The 20,037-nt window shown below is 60.8% G+C and carries 14 protein-coding genes, 2 tRNA genes and 2 rRNA genes; 7 read left to right on the top strand and 11 right to left on the bottom strand.

What is annotated here, in order from left to right:
- From GJR98_RS03935 to GJR98_RS03925, 3 genes are all read right to left on the bottom strand, one after another.
- A complete protein-coding gene (locus GJR98_RS03935) occupies positions 1-1,194 on the bottom strand; it encodes an ABC transporter substrate-binding protein (RefSeq protein WP_151135665.1) in 1,194 nt (397 codons plus the stop codon).
- 145 nt (positions 1,195-1,339) lie between these two features.
- Positions 1,340-1,876 carry a quinol oxidase gene (locus tag GJR98_RS03930; protein WP_151135663.1) on the bottom strand — a complete coding sequence of 179 codons (537 nt, stop codon included), beginning with the start codon at positions 1,874-1,876 and terminating at the stop codon, positions 1,340-1,342.
- A gap of 125 nt (positions 1,877-2,001) precedes the next feature.
- Positions 2,002-3,543 (bottom strand): lipopolysaccharide biosynthesis protein, encoded by a 1,542-nt coding sequence (locus GJR98_RS03925; protein ID WP_151135661.1) that lies wholly within the window; start codon positions 3,541-3,543, stop codon positions 2,002-2,004.
- Positions 3,544-3,660: 117 nt separating this feature from the next.
- Between GJR98_RS03925 and GJR98_RS03920 the strand changes: the two genes are divergently transcribed.
- Positions 3,661-4,287: a GNAT family N-acetyltransferase gene (locus GJR98_RS03920; RefSeq protein ID WP_151135659.1), complete on the top strand. Its 627-nt coding sequence runs from the start codon at positions 3,661-3,663 to the stop codon at positions 4,285-4,287.
- Position 4,288: 1 nt separating this feature from the next.
- On the opposite strand, the gene GJR98_RS03915 is transcribed toward GJR98_RS03920, so the two are convergent.
- Together GJR98_RS03915 and GJR98_RS03910 are read right to left on the bottom strand one after the other, a co-directional pair.
- A complete protein-coding gene (locus GJR98_RS03915; RefSeq protein ID WP_151135657.1) occupies positions 4,289-5,419 on the bottom strand; it encodes an AI-2E family transporter in 1,131 nt (376 codons plus the stop codon).
- A gap of 94 nt (positions 5,420-5,513) precedes the next feature.
- Positions 5,514-5,870, bottom strand: coding sequence for a hypothetical protein (locus tag GJR98_RS03910; RefSeq protein WP_151135655.1), 357 nt, complete (start codon positions 5,868-5,870; stop codon positions 5,514-5,516).
- Between the two features lie 205 nt (positions 5,871-6,075).
- Between GJR98_RS03910 and GJR98_RS03905 the strand changes: the two genes are divergently transcribed.
- A complete protein-coding gene (locus tag GJR98_RS03905; protein ID WP_225316359.1) occupies positions 6,076-6,711 on the top strand; it encodes a hypothetical protein in 636 nt (211 codons plus the stop codon).
- 45 nt (positions 6,712-6,756) lie between these two features.
- Positions 6,757-7,161 carry a MaoC/PaaZ C-terminal domain-containing protein gene (locus tag GJR98_RS03900; RefSeq protein ID WP_151135653.1) on the top strand — a complete coding sequence of 135 codons (405 nt, stop codon included), beginning with the start codon at positions 6,757-6,759 and terminating at the stop codon, positions 7,159-7,161.
- A gap of 39 nt (positions 7,162-7,200) precedes the next feature.
- Here the strand turns inward: GJR98_RS03900 and GJR98_RS03895 are convergent, their stop codons facing one another.
- Positions 7,201-7,398, bottom strand: a complete 198-nt coding sequence (locus GJR98_RS03895) for a heavy-metal-associated domain-containing protein (RefSeq protein WP_151135651.1) — start codon at positions 7,396-7,398, stop codon at positions 7,201-7,203.
- Between the two features lie 131 nt (positions 7,399-7,529).
- Between GJR98_RS03895 and GJR98_RS03890 the strand changes: the two genes are divergently transcribed.
- The 3 genes from GJR98_RS03890 (at position 7,530) to GJR98_RS03880 (ending at position 11,306) form a co-directional block, all read left to right on the top strand.
- Positions 7,530-8,135 (top strand): AsnC family transcriptional regulator, encoded by a 606-nt coding sequence (locus GJR98_RS03890; protein WP_151135649.1) that lies wholly within the window; start codon positions 7,530-7,532, stop codon positions 8,133-8,135.
- A gap of 109 nt (positions 8,136-8,244) precedes the next feature.
- Entirely contained in the window at positions 8,245-10,851 is a 2,607-nt protein-coding gene (locus tag GJR98_RS03885; protein ID WP_151135647.1) for a heavy metal translocating P-type ATPase, read from the top strand.
- Positions 10,852-11,081: 230 nt separating this feature from the next.
- The gene (locus tag GJR98_RS03880; RefSeq protein ID WP_151135645.1) at positions 11,082-11,306 is read left to right on the top strand and encodes a hypothetical protein; all 225 of its coding nucleotides are present in this window, start codon (positions 11,082-11,084) and stop codon (positions 11,304-11,306) included.
- A 10-nt stretch (positions 11,307-11,316) separates the two neighbouring features.
- On the opposite strand, the gene GJR98_RS03875 is transcribed toward GJR98_RS03880, so the two are convergent.
- Positions 11,317-12,171, bottom strand: a complete 855-nt coding sequence (locus GJR98_RS03875) for a hypothetical protein (RefSeq protein WP_151135643.1) — start codon at positions 12,169-12,171, stop codon at positions 11,317-11,319.
- Positions 12,172-12,374: 203 nt separating this feature from the next.
- Between GJR98_RS03875 and GJR98_RS03870 the strand changes: the two genes are divergently transcribed.
- On the top strand, positions 12,375-15,980 hold the full coding sequence (locus GJR98_RS03870; RefSeq protein ID WP_151135641.1) for a tetratricopeptide repeat protein: 3,606 nt from the start codon (positions 12,375-12,377) through the stop codon (positions 15,978-15,980).
- Positions 15,981-16,124: 144 nt separating this feature from the next.
- On the opposite strand, the gene GJR98_RS03865 is transcribed toward GJR98_RS03870, so the two are convergent.
- The 4 genes from GJR98_RS03865 to GJR98_RS03850 all read right to left on the bottom strand — a co-directional run bounded on the left by GJR98_RS03865 (position 16,125) and on the right by GJR98_RS03850 (position 19,975).
- Positions 16,125-16,201 (bottom strand) — tRNA-Cys (locus GJR98_RS03865).
- A 342-nt stretch (positions 16,202-16,543) separates the two neighbouring features.
- Positions 16,544-16,665, bottom strand: a 5S ribosomal RNA gene (gene rrf / locus GJR98_RS03860).
- Positions 16,666-16,778: 113 nt separating this feature from the next.
- Positions 16,779-19,690 (bottom strand): 23S ribosomal RNA (locus GJR98_RS03855).
- A gap of 213 nt (positions 19,691-19,903) precedes the next feature.
- A tRNA-Ala gene (locus tag GJR98_RS03850) sits at positions 19,904-19,975 on the bottom strand.
- Positions 19,976-20,037: the final 62 nt, after the last annotated feature.

The raw sequence follows: 20,037 nt of genomic DNA, 5'->3' as shown, positions 1-20,037 counted from the left end.
TCAGATGTCACCAGCGACGATGTCGGCAACACGTTCTGGGTCGTAGAGTTGCTCCTCGACGCCGTAGAGTTCCTCGGCAGTCCGTTGGGTGAGCACGAAGTTCGTGATTGGTCCCTGATAGAGGCCGCCAGCACGGTACACGTCGCCGTTCTGGACCGCAGTGAGTGCGCTCGCAGTGTCGTCGTTCTGGAGAAAGTCGACGACGGTGCTCTCGAACTCCTCGCGGGACTTCGCCTCGTAGCCACGGAGCATGAGGACTTCGGGGTCGACTTCGAGGAGCGTCTCCATGTCGATAGCCGCACGACTGCCGTGGAAGTCCTTCACGTCGGAGTCGGCGAGCGCGTCTTTCACGCCGAGGTCACGGAAGTGCTTGAACCCGGTTCCGCCACCGATGATGTAGGGGTAGAACTTCTCAGGTTCGTCGCCGACGCCCCAGAGGACGGCCGCCTCGGGGCGGTCACCTTCCGCAGGAACGACCGACTGGAGGTTCGATTGGAACTCCTCGTGGAGACCGACGAACGCCTCGTAGCGCTCGGTGCGCTGGAAGACCTGCGCGAGTTTCTCGAATCCCTCGTAGAGCGTGTAGTAGCGGTAGTCCTCGTGCCACGGGTAGTGCTGGGCGTAGATGCAGTTCCCGAATATCGGTCCGATGTTCTCGTCGACTTCGTCGACGTCGGCCTGTTCCCATCCCTTGAAGCGGTTCATCAGGAAGTTCGGGTCCATGACGTGCACGTCGGCGTCGAGTTCGTAGAACAACTCCTTGCTGACGCCGTCTTGGTAGAGCGAGACCATGTCGCTCTTGTCGACCGATAGTCCGGGGATATCGTCGTAATACTGGGTGTGGTACCGACTGGTGAGCCAGACGCCCTTCGGCGGTTCGAGCCCGAGCGCGACGCCCATGTCCGCCCAACTGCCATTGTTGGCGACCCACGACTCGGGAGCAGAATCGAACTCGACAGCACCGACAGGCTCTATCGAGACGCTGTACGAGCCATCGTCTTCGGCAGACTCGGTCGCAGTGTTGGATGCGGTCGTCGTCTCCGATTCGGTCTGGGTGGTGGTCGCCGCCTCCGTCGACTCAGCGCCACTCTGCCCGGTACACCCGGCGAGTAATCCACCGGCAGCGATTGCACCAGCACCCTTGAGAACCGACCGCCGCGTCGACTTGTCCGAACTGCGTCCGTCTTTGCTCATGAGTTTTAGGCATGCCTAATCCAATAAACCACTTTCGAAATTTAGGCAACCCTAAAACGTGTTGCTGAAGTGGAGCCACGACCACGAAGGGTGTCGAAAAAGACGAGTTAGCGAGCGACCAACGGTTGCGGAAAGCGTGGCCTCCTCAGCCGAGGAGGTATTTCAGTTTGGGATGTTGCTTGACGAGTTCGGTCTGTTCGAGGTACGCGTCGAGGCCGAGGATACGGCCCGTGGCGAGCGTCCCGACGATGACGAACATCATGAGACCGAACAGGTCACCGTTGACCAGTCCGTGGCCCCACGCCGCGTTGCCGAGGTAGAAGAACGTCATGAGGAACGCTCCTCCGAAGGCGGCGAGGCGGACGGCGGCCCCGACGAGGAGGCCGAAGCCGATGAGCGTCTCGGCCAGCGGAATCATGAAGTTCGTGAACTCCAGCATCCACGGCGTCTGGCCCGCCCAGACCAGGAAGGCGTGCACCGGCGCCGGCGCACCTCCAGTGGCGTTCACGAGCCATCCAGCCGCGTTGAACGGCTCAGCAGCGAGGTATTTTCCGACCCCCGCGTGGAGGAACCAGTAGCCCGTGATGAGCCGGGTGAGCACCATCACGTAGCCGGTTGCTCCTTCGGCGTAGTCGAAGTCCAAGCGGTTCCCCAGCATCTCGACTTGTCCGGTTGCAGCCATCGTCCTTCACCTCACATGTGAGACGTGGCACCGGAGAGGGTTATAAATCCAGACCGATTTTCGAATCCATGGAACTGGGAATCGGCGGTAGTCAAAATGAGGGCCTCTGAACCTCGAAAAGAACGTTATCGCCCGACAGCGGTCCGATAGCGACTGACGAGAGAGCCGACCAACCGTCGCTCGACGGGCGTCGTCCCCAGTAGCCGAATCACGGCCGCGTATGCGACGAGGCCAGTGACGGTTCCGACGACGACAGCCACGTATCCTGTGAGCACCAGTTTGACGCCGAGCGCGACGACTGCCAGTGGAATCGCCGCGACGAGCGGTTTCGCGTGCGCCCGCGTCACCGGTTGTAATCCTTCGAGGTAGTACAGCACCAGCACTTCGAATCCGTTGTTCAGCGTCAACATGAGGAGGTAACTGGCGACGAGTCCCGGAAGTCCGAACGTGGCAGTGAGCGGAATCGCGACGAGTGCGAGGACGACCGTAATCGCCGTATTGACCACGAGCAGTGCACGCTGGTTGTCCGTCATCGTCAGCAAGATACCGACGCTCCCGGCAGCAGACGCGACGTACTGTGCGAGGATGAAACCCGGGAGCAACGGAGCGTAGGTCACGAACGTCGGTCCGAAGATAGCCATGATCGACTGCCGGTAGACGATGACCGGAACTGCGAGTCCGGTGGCACCGACGAGGACGAGGCGACTCGTCACGTGGTACAGTCGACGGAGCGCAGTGTGGTGGCCCTCTTCGTAGAGTGCCGCGGCGACCGGCGGGATGAACTGATTGATACCCAAGAGGGGGAGTCGGACCAACTCGCCGACGAGGACGCCGACGGCGAACACGCCACTGGCAGTCCCCGAGAGGTAGACCGCGATGAGTGGGTAGAACCCGAGGCGTTGGGTCGTGATAGCGATACCACCGAAGAACAACGGCGTCGAGAAGTCGACGTAGCGACGACAGAGTCGTGCGGTGTTCGGCGTCCGGAGTCGCGGACGAAGCCCCCGTGACCGCCCTAACCACCAGATAGCGACGACGCCGACGAGTCCCATCGCGACCCACACGCCGGCGGCGACGAGCACCATGTCTCGAAACACGAACGCACCGGCGAGACCGACGGCGAGTTGTGCGAGTGGAAACCCGAGTCGAAGCGTCAGATTCAGCGGGCCGACCTCTTCGAACGCGCGAAGCATCTCGGTGACGGTGAACAACCAGACACTCGCCGGGAGGCCGAGGGCGAACACCCGGAGCAGTTGTTCGAACAGCGGGCCTTCGTCTGCCACTGCGGCTATGGCAGGTGTCGCGAGGTACAGCGCACCGCCGAAGAGCGTCGCGACGGCGAGGAGCAGGAGACTGGCGAACGTGGCGATGACGTCGCGGTCGGCGTCGAGGTCGGTCGTTGGGAGGAATCGACTCAGTCCGTTTCGGAATCCGAGCGTGACGCGTGCGAGATAGCGTTGCAGTCGCCGCGCTAAGGCGAACAGACCGTACGTGCTCGCGGCGAAACTGTTGGTCAAGACCGCCGTGAACACGAGTCGTAAGCCACGTTCGAAGACGATGGAGGGGACCGAGACGACGGCCCCGTGAGCGACGCGTTCTAACGCGTCTTCGAGTCGCCGGTCCACCGCCTCGGGGTCGGGCGGTGAGTCGGCCGAATCGGGAGGCACGAACACACCGCGAGCGAGCGCGAACATAAGTTCCGCGAATGGCCGACGACAGACGGACACACCAACTTTCGAGAATGGTCGCACAGTGTCAAGAGGACAGCACGCGTATCTCTCTCCATGGACGTCACTGCAGGTGACGGGGACGGAACCTTCTGGGACCCGAGCAACTGCACTGGGACCCCGTACTGTCCGCCACGTTGTCCACGCTTCGTCGACAAATTCGGTGAGGGCCTCATCATCCGCCCGTACGAATCGGACGACTGGGACGCCCTCAACGAGATGTACCGCGACTACGCGCGTGAACACCGCTCGATGGGACTCCCGCCGGTTGGTGACGTCTACATCGCCGACTGGCTCACAGGCCTCGTCGACCACGGACGCAACTTCGTCGCCGTCGACGGAGACCGTATCGTCGGCCACATCACGTACGTCCCGCGGGAGGGTCCCGAACCCGAACTGGCCGTCTTCGTCCACCAAGACAGTCACAATCGAGGAATTGGCTCCGAGCTCTGTCGACACGTCATCGCCGACGCCGCGGCCGCAGGGCACGATGCGTTGCTGCTTCACGTCGCCCAAGAGAATCGCCGAGCGATTCACGTCTATCTCGGCCTCGGGTTCGAGGTCGTGGACTCGGAGAGTACGGATACCAAGATGCGGTTGCCGCTCGACCAGTCGGTTCTCGTGAACACTCGTACGACACCCGACCCAGGCGAACGCCCCGGTGTGAGAGGCATCGGAACCTAACTCATCGCTCACTTGGGTCGGGTCCGGGTTCGGGTTCGGGTCCGGGGTCGGTAACTTCTACTCGTGGAGACAGCGTCGGGTCACGTCCGATGAGCGACGGGAACACCGTGGTCACGAACGTGAGTACGACGACGAGGAGGAACGGCGCGAGAAACACCCCGTACCACCCGAACACGACCGCACCCATCAGATACGCGAGCAGCATCACGCCCGCACCGAACATTCTGCCAGTCAGATTGGGCCGGACGACGTACCTGACGACAGGGTCGAGTCCGAACAGTCCAGCGGCGAGGACGGCCACCGAGAACCACAGTGAGACAGGGTTGACGAGGAGCGCTTGGACGGCGAGATACACCGAGAGCGGCACGTACACCAACGCACGGCCGATAACGGGGATGAACGTTGCCACCCCGGTCACGAGGCCGAGCAACAACGGAAATGGAATGGATACCCCTGCTGGGCTCACGAGGTTCAAAACCGAGTAGAGAAGCCACGAGAGGAGCATCACCACGAAAATCGTGAGCATCTGTCCGAAGTAGACGTGCTGGAGTTCTCGGTCGACTGCGGTGACGAAGACGTAGCGCGTCGAGTCCGGGTCGGCGACGTTCGAGCGAACCCACGCAGCAATCGACTGGTCGTACTTGAGCAACAGGGAGACGACGACGAGGACGACGGTCAAGTGGATGAACACCGTCGCCGTCAGCGAGAACACGTCAGAGGCGAGCGACCAGTACCCCGTGACAGTAGCCGAGAAGTCGCCGTTCGAGAGCGATTCGACGACATCCTGTGGCGTGAGTGGGACTGCTGCGAGGTCGATGTACGGTTCGATAAATTGCGTCAAGAAGGCGACGTCCTCGCCGGTGAGTCTCGATAGCTGTCGCAACACCGTGAGCGCAAACACGAGAAGCACGACGACGAAGGGGAGTAACACGAGGACGATAGTTATCGCCGTCGCGACGCTCCGCCGGACGTACCGTTCTGCCCACGTCGAGATGGGTCGCGCGAAGTAGTACAGAAAGAGTGCAAACGAGAGCGTTCCGATGAACGGCCACCCGACGTACAGGACGACGACACCGAGAACGAGGCCGAACCCCCACCACCATCGTCTCGCCTGTGGAACGACAGTCGTCATCAACTAGCTACTATGCTGTCAGCGGGCAAATAGCTGCGCGGCAACGCCGAACGCTGGAGGTCACACTCGGCGTGACGAGGCAAGTTTCCGTGGGTTACTCGTGGCTAACGATATGTTGCTCGTCGACGTGTTCGATAGCCACGTCGTGTCGGGTGTGTCTGGCATGCGTTCGCGCCCACCGACGAGCAGGCCCGTCCGATAAGAACTGTTCTCCGTCGGGACACTGGCGACAACTCACGACCCACGGCGTGACGCCGTCTGGGAAGTGGCCGGTGTGGCGGTGGTGGTCGAGAGCGAACTGTTCGACCGACTGGTTTCCGAGTTGTAACTCGTCGAGTTCGTACGCGAGGTCCCACTCGTTCCCGCAGCGAGAACAGGAGACTGTCGGGGTGTCGTCTATCGGTTCGGTCGGTGGTGGCGTCTGGAAATCGTCGTCGCTCGGAGTGGACACAGTCGGCCTTAGGCGCCGAGCCTCTTGTACCTGAAGACCGGGTGGAGCAAAAGACGGGAGGAGAGAAGGTGAGCGAGGAAGCGAGCAAAAATCGACGACCAGACGAGTAGAACACAACGACCAGACGAACGCGACCGTCAGGAATCGAGAGACGTTCAGTCTCGTATATCTCACGTGCGCACGTAGTTCTCACAGGTGGGATACCGTGAGTGAGAGAACAAATCGCAGTGAAGCGACCGAATTCGAACAGTCGATGCGCATCGACGACGTCCTCCCGACGTTCGACGTCACGCAGATTCGTCACGTCGTCGTCGACGCGTCACCGGCGGAGACGTACCGTGCCGTCCTGGACATCGACTTCATGCAGATGGGAACTGCAGTCCGCGTTCTCAACGAACTTCGCGCACTTCCCGACCGCCTCCGCGCCCGCATGCAGGGTGAACGATGGAGCGGGATGCCGACATCAGTCTCGCTCGACGACCTCGTCGATTCGACTGGGTACGTCGTCCTCGGTGACCGCGGGGCCGAGGAGTTCGTCATCGGGGCCGTCGGGAAGTTCTGGAAGCCGAACATCGAGTGGGTCGACATCGACCCAGACGAGTTCGTCTCGTTCGACCGACCGGGATACGCGAAACTCGCTATCGGCTTCTCGGTTCGGCCCTACGGAACCGACCGGACGCTCCTCTCGTACGAGGCGCGGACCGCGACGACCGACCCGGAGGCACGACGCCGCTTCCGGCTGTACTGGTCTCTCATCGGCCCGTTCGCCGGGGTCTTGATGCAACAAGCGCTCGCGCACATCAAGAACGAAGCAGAGCAGTATCGGATTCCGATTCAGTGACGCAGCTACCCGAGTGTAGAAGAGCAGTCGTTCCGACTCGCTTGTATGGCACTCGCAACCGTCGGTGACACGACGCAGGCGACACTCGACGTGACCACAGACAGAATCGACGCCTTCGCCGAGGTGAGTGGGGACACGAGTCCGCTCCACCTCGACGAAGACCACGCCGCAGCATCGATGTTCGGCGGTCGTATCGCACACGGGATGCTCACTGCCGGCGCTGTCAGCGCTGCCCTCGCCGACCTCCCCGGCGAAATCGTCTATCTCTCTCAAGACCTGCAGTTCGTGAAGCCAGTCCGTCCGGGCGAGACGGTCACCGTAACCGCGACAGTCGTCGAGGACCTCGGCGACGACAGGGTTCGTGTGGAGACGGTCGCCGAGACGACCGAGACGGTTCTCACTGGCGACGCAGTCGTGTTGTCGCTCCCGCTGGTCGAACAGGGCGACTAGCGGTGTGAAAATGTGAGAAGAACGGTGAGAGGTGCCGACTCAGGCGCTCGCGTCGTAGCCGACGTCCTCGACGGCGGCCACGAGCGTGTCGACGTCAGCATCGCCTTCGACGGTGGCGCTGTCGGACTCACGGTCTGCTGTGGCGTCGGTCACGCCGGAAACGCCGGCGAGGGCATCCTCGACGCGGCCTTCACAGTGCTCGCACGTCATCCCAGTGACGGTGATAGTCGTACTCATCGTGTGACGGTACGGTCTTCCACACTTTGTCGGTTTCTCTTTCGTTCGTTCGGCCCAATCGGCTTCTGAGCTTTCGAATCCAAAGCAATTGTCCAGAAATACCTATGCAGTCCGAGTGCTAAGCGAGTCTCATGCGCGACCTCGACAAAACCGACCTTCAAATCCTCGAACTCCTCGCCGAAGATGCCCGTCGTCCATTTAGCGATATCTCCGACGACGTGGGACTCTCCGCACCGGCCGTCTCCGACCGAATTGACCGCCTCCGCGAAGAAGGAATCATCCGCCGGTTTACGGTCGACCTCGACCAATCGACGCTCTCGGGGGGGACGCCCGTCCTCGTCCGTCTCTCGGTTCGTCCGGAGTTCGTCGACGAGGTGCGCGACACGCTCCGTGTTGCGGACCCGGTCGAACACCTGTTCGTCTCGGTCGACGGCGAGGTTACGTTTCACGCCAGACTCGACGGCGACGCGACGCGCACAGCGTTGAACGAACTCGTCGACCTCTCGCAGGTCAGAGACTACGAGGTCAGCCTCGTCGAATCCGCCGAGTGGACGCCAACAGTCAACGGAACCGGGTTCGCACTGGAGTGTGCCGAGTGTGGGAACACCGTCACGAGCGAGGGCGAGAGCGCCCGTATCGGTGGGTCTCTCTACCACTTCTGCTGTTCGTCCTGTCTGGGACGCTTCGAGTCGCGGTACGACCGCCTCGAAGCAGGTGCAAGGTCGGGTGACGACTGAGAACGAGGGACTCGTCGTAGAGCGGTTTCGAATCGAAAGTTAGCATCCCTGGTTTCTCCCAGTCTGTAAGGCACAACTCAGGTAAGAATGGGGTACGTACGTATGCACAATGAGTAGCCGAACGGCACATCTGGACATCCGCGGCATGAGTTGCGCGAACTGCTCGCGTACCGTAGGGGATGCACTCGAAGCCCTCGACGGGGTATCGGAGGCGACGGTTAACTTCGCCACCGACGAGGGGACCGTCGAGTACGACCCCGAGGAGGTATCGCTCGCGGAGGTGTACGACGCCATCTCACAGGCCGGGTACGACGCCATCTCGGAGACGCGCTCGATTGGTATCTCCGGAATGAGTTGTGCGAACTGCGCGGACGCGAACCGGCGGTCGTTGGAGTCACTCCCGGGCGTCGTCGACGCGGAGGTCAACTTCGCCACCGACGAAGCAGTCGTGACGTACAATCCGGCGGACGTGACGCTCGACGACCTGTATCAGGCCGTCGAAGACGCCGGGTACACCCCCATCCGCGAGAATGACGGTGACGACGGCAGCGACGGCGACGCCGGAAGCGAGCGCGAAGACGCCCGTGACGTCGCCCGAAACGAAGAGATTCGCCGACAGAAACGACTGACCCTCTTTGGTGCGGCACTCTCGGTCCCCCTCTTGGTGATGCTCGCAGTCGAACTGTTCACTGCTGGCGGCCTGCCTGCGACGATTCCGGGGACCGAAATCCCGATGGGGTGGCTTGCGTTCGCGCTCGCGACGCCGGTTCAGGTCGTCCTCGGCCGCGAGTTCTACGCGAACTCCTACAAGGCAATCGTCCGGAACCGCACGGCCAACATGGACGTGCTCATCGCCATGGGGTCGTCGACGGCGTATCTCTACTCCGTCGCCGTCCTTCTCGGCCTCCTCGCGGGGAGCCTCTACTTCGACACTGCCGCGCTCATCTTGGTGTTCATCACGCTCGGTAACTACCTCGAAGCACGCTCGAAGGGACAGGCCTCCGAGGCACTTCGGTCACTCCTCGAACTCGAAGCAGACACCGCGACGCTCCTCTCGGACGACGGGAGCGAACGCGAAGTGCCGCTCGATGAGGTAGAGGTCGGCGACCGAATGAAGGTCCGACCGGGTGAGAAGATACCCACAGACGGTGTCGTCGTCGACGGAGACTCCGCCGTCGACGAGTCGATGGTCACCGGCGAGTCGGTCCCCGTCTCGAAGGAACCCGGCGACGAAGTCGTCGGGTCGACGGTGAACCAAAACGGCGTCCTCGTGGTCGAAGCGACCAAAGTCGGCTCCGAGACTGCGATTCAGCAAATCGTTTCGCTCGTCAAGGAAGCACAGGGCCGTCAACCCGAGATTCAGAACCTCGCCGACCGCATCTCGGCGTACTTCGTCCCGGCAGTCATCGTCAACGCCCTCGTTTGGGGGTCCGTCTGGTTCCTCTTCCCCGAGGCGTTGGCCGGATTCATCCAGTCGCTCCCACTCTGGGGACTCGTCGCTGGTGGCCCCGCCATCGCAGGCGGAAGCGTCTCCACGTTCGAGTTCGCCGTCGTCGTCTTCGCGTCGGCGGTCCTCATCGCCTGTCCGTGTGCACTCGGCCTCGCGACGCCGGCCGCAACGATGGTCGGAACGACGATCGGCGCACAGAACGGCGTCCTGTTCAAGGGTGGTGACATCCTCGAACGCGTCAAAGACGTCGAGACAGTCGTCTTCGACAAGACCGGGACGCTCACGAAAGGTGAGATGACGCTGACCGACGTGGTCGCACTCGGTCCTGCGGCCGACGGGTCGGGTGTCGTCACTGCCGACGACGAAGCACTCGACGAGACGGCCGTCCTCCGGTACGCCGCCTCCGCCGAACGCAACAGCGAACACCCTCTCGCGCGCGCCATCGTCACCGGTGCTGAAGAACGCGGCATCGACCTCTCGGACCCCGAAGCCTTCGAGAACGTCCCCGGCCACGGCATCCGTGCGACTGTCGACGGCCAGACCGTCCTCGTCGGCAACCGAAAACTCCTCTCGGACGACGGCATCGACCCGTCACCGGCCGAAGACGCACTCCGTGCCCTCGAAGACGACGGCAAGACTGCCATGCTCGTCGCCGTCGATGGCGAACTCGCGGGTATCGTCGCCGACGCGGACGAAGTGAAAGACACCGCACGAGCGGCAGTCAGCGCCCTCCGCGAACGCGGCACCGAGGTCCACATGATTACCGGCGACAACGAGCGAACCGCCCGCGCCGTCGCCGCACAGGTCGGAATCGACCCCAGCAACGTCAGCGCTGGCGTCCTCCCCGAGGACAAAGCCGACGCTGTCGAATCCCTCCAGTCCGACGGGACGAAGGTGATGATGGTCGGTGACGGCGTCAACGACGCCCCCGCCCTCGCCGCGGCGTTCGTCGGAACCGCCCTCGGGTCGGGAACCGACGTCGCCATCGAGGCCGCCGACGTGACGCTCATGCGCGACGACCCACAGGACGTGGTGAAGGCCATCCGCATCTCCGAGGGGACGCTCTCGAAGATTAAGCAGAACCTCTTCTGGGCACTCGGCTACAACACCGCGATGATTCCGCTGGCGTCGCTGGGCCTCCTCCAACCGGTCTTCGCTGCCGGCGCCATGGCGTTCTCCTCCGTCTCGGTGCTCGCGAACAGTCTCGTCTTCCGCACCTACAAACCCGACCACGACTACTCGCTGTTCGACTTCCTCCGGCGGTAAGTCGGGTCAACGGGTCTCCAGACCGCCGGCGTCGGTTGGTCGGAGCCCTCCTGAATCGCCCTGACCTCCTCTGAATTAACTCGCCTCATCGAGGACAGAACCCCTTCATTTCATCTCGAACAACAACTCCGTTGACGACTGTTTGTCGCCAGCGCGGCGAGGTCCGAACCGTCTGTTCGACGGGTCAGATCGCCACCCAGTTTTTGTTCTCACAGAGAGACGTATCAGATATGATGAGACGAGAAACGGCCGCCCGATGGACGTCGTGGATTGTCGTCGCAGTCGGTGTGTTCGTCGCCCTCTACGGCGCAGGAACACTCGTGATAATGCCCTGGCGCTACACCGCCATCGGGACCGCTGGTGCTCCGCTTCAGATTCTCGGGTCGGTCCTCACGATTGGTATCGGCGCGGGAGTCGCGTCGCTCGGCGTGGCAGGTGCGCGTAAAAAACGGTGAGTGGTGGAGTTCAGTACCGCGACGGCATGAACGCCATGCCGATGAGGAGTACAATCGTCGTGAAGGAGACGATCGTGATACCCCACAGGCCGTTTTCGAGCAGGTGGAACTCTTCGATGCTGTGGACTTGTTGGTCGTAGCTCTCGTAGTTCTGCGTCAGGACCATCGTGCTGCCGTCCGGGAAGTACGCGAGGTACTGCTGGCCGCCGACGGTGACGTTGGCCTCGTTGTCGACACCGATCGTCCGCTCTTCGGCGGCGAACCATTCGAGGGTCGCGCCCGACGTCTCGACTGCGGCGACGGTGGCGGATTCGTTGTTGTACGTGATGGAGTCGCCCTCAGCGAAGGTGCGCGTCTCGTTGGCCGGGAAGTACTCCTCGGCGGGAACGAGCGTCTCGCCGTCGACGACGACGTAGCGCTCACCATCGCGGGTGACCGTCTCGTTGTCTGCGCTCGGGTCGGCTTGCAGGATGGCCGTATCGTTGCGAAGTTCGACGAGCGTCACTTCGGACGGGTCGGAGACGTTGGCGATTTCGACACGGTAGTCCATGCCGTCGAGCGTGACGGTGCTCGCGTTGTCCCACGTCTCGGTGAAGCGGGCTGATTCGTTCACGTAGGTGAGTTCACCGGAACGGACGAGGGTGGTGCCGCCACCGTGCCCGCCGGATTCCTCTTCCTCGGTGATCGACGACACTGTAAACGTCTGGTCACTGTCGGGGACGGAGAACTCGTCTCCCTGTGCCAGCGAGTACTCGGGGTTCTCGAAACTGATCGACGGCGTCGATGCAGTCGCGATGAGCGAGTATGCACCGGCACCGATGACCAGGAAGAACACGACGGAGATGATCGCGGCGCGTCGTTGCATGGTTTCGGCATGGGCCACACGGCGTATAACGATTACTTTTCTTCGGAGTGTGTCCCCGCACCTCGCAAGTGGGTGACCGGGTACGTCACCCCGAATACTGAGGGGAGTTGGCGGACAACCAAGGGTTTTGATACCTGCGTGCAATATCCTACACGAACACACATCGGTCGGCACTGCAGTGCACGACCGAGTAGAGACGAACGATGGAACCCAACAGCGACCACGTGACTGACCACCTCGAGCTCGTCCTCGACCGGTCCGACTTCCTCCGGACTCTAGACGGGAACACACTCGACAAGCGCGAACTGGCCGATCAGCTCACCTACTCTCGGTCGACCGTCGACCGGGCAGTCCGAGATCTCAAGACGTCCGGACTCGTCGTCGGGCGCGACGGTGGGTTTACCCTCTCGCTGAAGGGCCGATATCTTCTCACCCTCTTCGACTCGCTCCGTGAAGACTTCGGCGACGTTCTCGAACTCGACCCGGTTCTGGTCGAAGAGCCGGGTGACTACCCGCTTCCCGTCGACGCACTCGTCGGCGCCGACGTCCAGTTCACGACGGGAACCTCTCCGCACCGCCCCGTCGACCTCCTCGGCGAACGACTCGCGACGACGAGTCACGGAACGTTCGTCTTCGCACGAGTCCCAAGTCGCACACTCGTCGAACGACTGACGCAGTGGATAGCCAATGGCCACTCGTGTCGACTCATCACCTCCGAATCGGTCGTCACGGCCATCTGGAGAGAGTTTCCTGTCTTTCTCGAAACCATCCACGACTCTCCCGACTGTACGGTTCGTATCGGCGACGTCTCGCCGTTTTCGTTCTCGTACACCGTCGGAGATGACGGCCCCAACCTGACGATCGTCAATTACGACGACAGCGGACACATCCAGTGTGTCGTCCAGAACACGTCTGAGTCGGGTATTGCGTGGGCGCGTCAGCATACACAGTCACTCTGGAAGGACGCGACGGAATTCGACCTCGGTGGGCACACCACCATCGACGAAGAGGAACTGAAGGAAACGGGCTCTGCAGACGAACCCAATTCTTCGGGTGAACCCGCTCTCGCGAGCGAAGCAACCGACGCGAGCGAAACGGAGCAGACGACCACCGCCGCATCGACCGAGTCGTCCACCAGCGCACCAGCCACTGAGACGACAGGAGAGACGTCGGTCCGTGGGGACGACCTCCCGACGGCGCTCCAGTCACAAGGGCTCGTCAGACTTTCACCGGACTACTTCGACCGAGTCGGTGTCTCTGCACCGCTGGCGTGCTGGCGCGCAGGGTTCGACCTCGCTGAGGTTCGCAAGGGCTACGCGCTCGACCGTGAGCGCCCGACACCAGATGGCCGCGAGAACGTCACCGACGACCTGTTCGAACGCCTCTGTGACGCCGGCGACCAGGTGGTCGTCGGGCCGCCTGGTGCCGGAAAGAGTACGGTGTGTATGTCAGTCGCGACACGGTGGTACGAACAAAAACGGGGACCAGTCGTCTACCGGAAGAGCGGGCAACGAGAACCGTTTACCTCGAGTGCACACCTCGGGGCGTACCTCGCCGAGGCGCCGGGGCACACACTCGTCGTCGTGGAGGATGCGACACGGAACGAAGCGAACGCCATCTTCGAACTCGTCCGCGAGTTCACCGACGACGACCAAGTGACGTTCCTCCTCGACAGCCGAGAAAACGAGTGGCGAGACGGCCATCTCCGCGGTTCCGCACGCCTCGAATCGCACCGAACGCAGGCAATCGACGTCGTATCGGTCCCGCCGGTCGATGCTCGCGAGCGCGAACGAATCGTCGATCACTTCGAGAGGGCGGTCGACCGCGAAATCGATATCGACGTCGACGAACTGCATCCGGGTGACGGTGACGAACTCGCCCCCGGGGAGATGTACCTCTTCTTCCACCGACTCGCGCGATACGTCGAACCGACAGCGTACAACAATTCGGCACCGACGACGCTGCTCGACGACATCGACGGCGTCTACGAGGACCTTCGGGCCGTCGACGAGGACCTCGGCGTCGACGTCGGTGTCCTCGTCAATCTCCTGAACGCCTCCGGTATCGACGTTGACGTCCCACTCGCGTACGCGTTGTCGTCGAACAGACGAGACGAGTCGGTCGTCGAAGCAGCACTCGACGAACTCGAACGCTCGGTCCTCTACTCCACACTCGGCGACGCCGACGCCGACCGTGTTCGGACCGTCCACGAGACGTGGTCGACGAGATTCCTCCAGCGACTCCTCGATGTCGAATCCGAACGCCGAGCGAGACGCCGGTTCGAACGCTGTCTGGGCGCACTCTTCTCGCTCGCTGACGACGAGGAGGCCCGCCGACAAGTCCAGTCGGTGTTCGGTGGGGCAGCAGATATCGTCCGAACGATAGACGACGACCCCGCCTCGTGGGGTGACCGCCTCGTCAAGAACGTCTTCCAACTCGGCATCAACAACCCGACGCTCTCGGCACTGTTCGCCGAGACGGAGTACTCTGCGGTCGACGTCCCTGATATGTGTAATTCGGACCTCCGACTCGACGTCCGTCGGTGGCGCGCTCGGATGTTCGTCAACGGTGGCGAACTCGACCGGGCAAAACGTGAGTTCGAAGCACTCACCGACATCGCCGGTGACGACTTCGGCGACGAAGCACTCACGCGGGCGCGTGCGGATGGCTTTGCGGGCGTCTCCGAAGTTGCTCGCTACCACGGCGAGTTCGAGCGCGCACGTGAGAATGCAGAAGCAGCACTCGACCGCTTCGAACAGATAGACGACGACGTCGGGCGGAGTGACGTGTTGAACGCACTCGGTGCTATCGAGGCCCATACGGACAACCCCGAGCCTGCAAAGGAGTATTACGAGCAGGCACTCGAACTCCGACGAGAAGTCGGCGATGCGACGAAAGTTGCGAGCACCCTCGCAAACCTCGGGCACGTCGAACGGACGCTTGGAGAGTACGACGTGGCGAGAGAGTACGGCCAAACGAGTCTCCGAATTCGCCGAGGAATTCAGTATCGGTGGGGAGAAGCGTTGAGCCTCGATCTTCTCAGCCATATCGAGCTCGAAGACGGATCGCTCGAAGACGCAGAGCGGTATCTCCGATTGGCACTCGAGATTCGTCTCGACATCGGCGACGAGATGGGGACCGCACTCTCGTCGAACAACCTCGCTCGAATCGAATACGAACGGGGTGCACTCGACGATGCCCGCGAGCGCTACGAGGACCTCCTCAACTCCCTCGACGACGAAAAGCTCACGGAGATTTACGGAGGTGCCAATCTCGGCCTCAGTGCAGTGCTCCTCGAACTAGGTGCCTCAGCAGACGCGGCCGACTACGCTGCCACCGCAGTAGACGTCTTCGACCAAATGGAGTCGAAACGTGTCGAAGCCCGAGCGCTTAGTGCGCGTGCACATCTCGATCGCGGAAACCTCGACGATGCCCGGTCGATTGCTGAAGACGTACTCAACGAGGCCGAGACACTCGACTCGGAGTCACAAGCCCACGCGAACGGTGCGTACGGACTCGTGCTAGTCGCAGACGGAGCAGTAGACGACGGACTCGATTACCTCGAAACGGCCGTCGAACTCGCACCGACGAAAATCCTCGAAGGGCGGTGGCTCCGCCACCTCGGCGACGTGCTACGCACCGTGGGACGACCCGCCGATGCTCTGGCCGCATTCGAGCGTGCTGTAGAGTGCTTTTCGTCTGTCGAAGCCGGGGTTCGAGCACGGGAAACCGCACTCGACGCCCTCGAACTCGCCAAGGAGTTGGGTGACGGAGCAGCGAATGTCGATATCGAAGTACAACTCGACTGAACACGTGTTTTCGGCGGGTCTGTCTCTTGGACTCGCACGGTGTGTCCGGACTGATTATCTCGGGAGATTCACCTGCGAGTAGAACGTCGTCACTGTGGTTGCAAGCGAGACGCACCGCTGGTGAGGTGTTGAAGTGAAGGAGAAAGCCAAGGGCCGGATTTGAACCGGCGGGGGTTCCGCTCTGCAGGCGGATGCGTTGGGCCGAACTCTGCCACCTTGGCGCAGTTTATCGTATCGCCGTCTTGTGCTTAAGCCTGACGGTGTGAGGGCTGTTAGGGTGTGTTGGACCCCCGTTTCGGGGTGTGCTCGCGAATCGTCCAGAGCGTACAGTCTCGAACATCATCAGTAGTTTTGCGTGGGGAGACGCGAAGCGACGCTCTCCAGCGAGCCGGGTACACTCGCGATTCAATGAGCTGGATGCTCTCGTGACTCCGAGCCCGATGCTCCCGCGACTCGACAGCGCTGCCGCTCTCGGATGAAATCTGCGAGCGGGTACGAATCCCGCTCGCCATAAATGAAGAAAGCCCACCGGAGGAATCTCCGGTGGGCTTTCTGAGTATGAGTAGGGGCGGCGAACTGGATTTCCCAGAGGATCGCTCACTCCAGTACTGACCAGAACGCAGGTGAGCTTAACTTCCGTGTTCGGGATGGGTACGGGTGGAACCTCACCGCTCTGGCCGCCTTAATTCCGATCGATGGAATCGAACCATCGCCATACCAATATCGGTGGCGTCGATGCTGATTTTTGTACGTGCAATCCAGTTTGCGCCTGGACCCGTTCTCGGGTCTCAGTGCGTATGAATGTGGCTTGGTCTGTTAGTGCTCGCGGGCTGAACAACTCGTTGCCTCGTTGCGTACACCCCGAGTCTATCGAACTCGTCTTCTACGAGTGACCTCAGTGGAACTTCTTTTCCGTGTAGGTTTCGAGCTTAGATGCTTTCAGCTCTTACCCTGCGGTGCGTAGCTGCCCGGCAACTGCCCTCTCGGACAACCGGTACACCAGTGGCACCCATTCGTAGTTCCTCTCGTACTATACGAACGTTCACGTCATGTTCCTAAACACCCCCAATAGATAGCAGCCGACCTGTCTCACGACGGTCTAAACCCAGCTCACGACCTCCTTTAATAGGCGAACAACCTCACCCTTGCCCGCTTCTGCACGGGCAGGATGGAGGGAACCGACATCGAGGTAGCAAGCCACCGGGTCGATATGTGCTCTTGCCGGTGACGACTCTGTTATCCCTAAGGTAGCTTTTCTGTCATCTACGGGTCCCATGAATGAACCTCGTAGGTTCGCTAGACCACGCTTTCGCGTCAGCGACACTCGTTGGGAATGTCACTGTCAGACTTCCGTTTGCTCTTGCGCTCTTCCACGAGTTTCCGACTCGCGTGAGGAAATCTTTGGGCGCGCTCGATATCTTTTCGAGCGCGTACCGCCCCAGTCAAACTGCCCGGCTACCGGTGTCCTCCGCCAGGAGTGAGAGTCGCAGTCACTAACGGGTAGTATTTCAATGATGCCTCGGTGGCCCGCTGGCGCGGGTACCTGTGTAACGGCTCCTACCTATGCTGCACATTAGCGACCACGTCTCAGCGACAGCCTGCAGTAAAGCTCTATAGGGTCTTCGCTTCCCCTTGGGGGTCTCCAGACTCCGCACTGGAACGTGCTGTTCACCGGGCCCAACGTTGGGACAGTGACGCTCTCGTTGATCCATTCATGCAAGCCGCTACTGAAGCGGCAAGGTACTACGCTACCTTAAGAGGGTCATAGTTACCCCCGCCGTTGACGGGTCCTTCGTCCCATTGTAATGGGTGTTCAGATACCCGCACTGGGCAGGATTCAGTGACCGTACGAGTCCTTGCGGATTTGCGGTCACCTATGTTGTTACTAGACAGTCGGAGCGTCCGAGTCACTGCGACCTGCTCGATCAAGAGCAGGTATCCCTTATCGCGAACTTACGGGACTAACTTGCCGAATTCCCTAACGTCGGTTGATCCCGACAGGCCTTGGCTTGCTCTGCCAGCGCACCTGTGTCGGATCTCGGTACGATTATCTTGCTCGTCTTTTCACGGGCTCTAGGTACCGCCGAGTTTCCCTATCTCACCATTCTTTCGCTTCGTGCCATTACGGCTTCCACGAAGTTCGGTGATTCGACGGGGCGAAGGCCCCGCTCGGTGTTTCCTAAAGCGTCGACTTTTAGTGCAAGATAGTACTGGAATATTAACCAGTTTCCCTTTCATCTAATTCGAGTTACGGTTAGACTTAGGATCGACTAACCCTCGGCTGATTAGCAGTGCCGAGGAACCCTTGCGCGTAAGGCCGTCGGGGTTCACACCCGACTCTCGCTGCTACTGAGACCATGATTTTCTTTGCTGCTCGGTCCACACGAAGTCTCCCCCGTGCTTCCACCCAAACAGTATGCCAACCTACGGAATCGTACTATGAGTACGCCGCCAGGTCTCGGAGGTGGATTTGAGCCCCGATCATTTTCGACGCCTCGAACCTCGGCCGGTAAGCTGTTACGCTATTCTTAGAGGGTAGCTGCTTCTAAGCTCACCTCCCGGCTGTTTAGGGCTCGAGACAATCTTCAATCGCACTTAATCCACACTTTGGGTCCTTAACCTAGCTCTGGGTTGTCTCCCTCACGGTGCACAAGCTTACCCCGCACACCGGACTCCCTGAGTCTACGACGTCTGTAAGTTCGGAGTTTGACAGGGAAGCGAACTCCTCTCGGAGTCCGGATTCCCAATCGGTCGCTCTACCTCACAGACTATCTCATCAGAGGTCATGCTTCGACATGTTTCGGTTGGAACCAGCTGTTGCCAAGTTCGATGGGCCTTTCACCCCTACACCAGAGTCACGAGAGGGTATTGTAGGACACCAACTCTAACGGGCCTCCACGCAGCTTTCGCCACGCTTCACCCTGCTCCGGCGTAGATCACTTGGTTTCGGGTCGCATCCGGTTGGCTCCCCGCCCTTGAAGACGGTGGCCCTGGTCAAAGACTGCGGCCGTATCGGTTTCCCTATGCCTCCGGGGGTTCACCCCTTAGACTCGCCAGTCAGATGCACTCCATGGTTCGTTTTTCAAAACGTACGACGTAACATCGGCTTCGTCTGAGTCTTACTATGAGATCGCTCTCGGTTCATTCGTCAGACGACCTTGTATGCTACATCGCTCTATCGCCAACTGATTTCAAGCCCTATTGCACCGCCCTTTTCGGGGTGCTTTTCAGCGTTCGCTCACGCTACTTGTTCGCTATCGGTCTCGAGGAGTGTTTAGTCTTCGCAGTTGATGCCTGCGTAATTCACGAGGGATATCCAACCCCCGCTATTCTGGAACAACCCCGGGACCTTTCTCTTATGTTACGGGGTTTTCACCCTGTATCACGCTCCGTTCCAGGAGACTTCACATAAGATCCAGGTCCGTTACGGGTAGTCCGTACACCACATTGCCCGAAGGCTTCGGTTTGGACTGTGTCGCTTTCACTCGCCGTTACTCACGATATCGCGGATTGCTTTCTTTTCCTGCTCCTACTAAGATGTTTCAATTCGGAGCGTTCCCCATTGCGCAAGGCAATTGCGTGGGGATTCCCATTCGGAGATCTTCAGTTCTTACCCTCCATGCGGGTCCCTGAAGCTTTTCGCAGCTTGGCACGTCCGTCATCGGCTCTCGAGCCGAGCTATCCACCAGCTGGCACAGTAGCCAGTTGATATAGTCACTGTGACCCGGAGAACGGGTCCAGTGGACGCCTGGATTGCACGTACACACGGTTTCATCATACGCCCAGTAGTCTTCTGGCGCGTATTCGACCCTTCCCAACCACGCTTGCGCGGGTTGGTGCATCAGTCGTCAATGCTCATTCCTTCGTATCGTCGTCCCACACTTAAGGGGCACGATTCAACGAGGGTTGAACATTGCTTACCATGGACCCACAGGGATTCGAACCCTGGGCATCCTCCTTGCAAAGGAGGCACTCTACCACTGAGCTATGGGCCCGTGTCAGCCCTAGTAGTTCTAAGGTGTCCGAACGGACGTCGGCGAACTCGGGAGATCGAAAG

Origin of the sequence: Haloferax marinisediminis (assembly GCF_009674585.1) — an archaeon.
GTDB lineage: Archaea > Halobacteriota > Halobacteria > Halobacteriales > Haloferacaceae > Haloferax > Haloferax marinisediminis.
The sequence above is the reverse complement of the archived record's forward strand: the minus strand, read 5'-3'. Positions and strand labels throughout refer to the sequence as shown.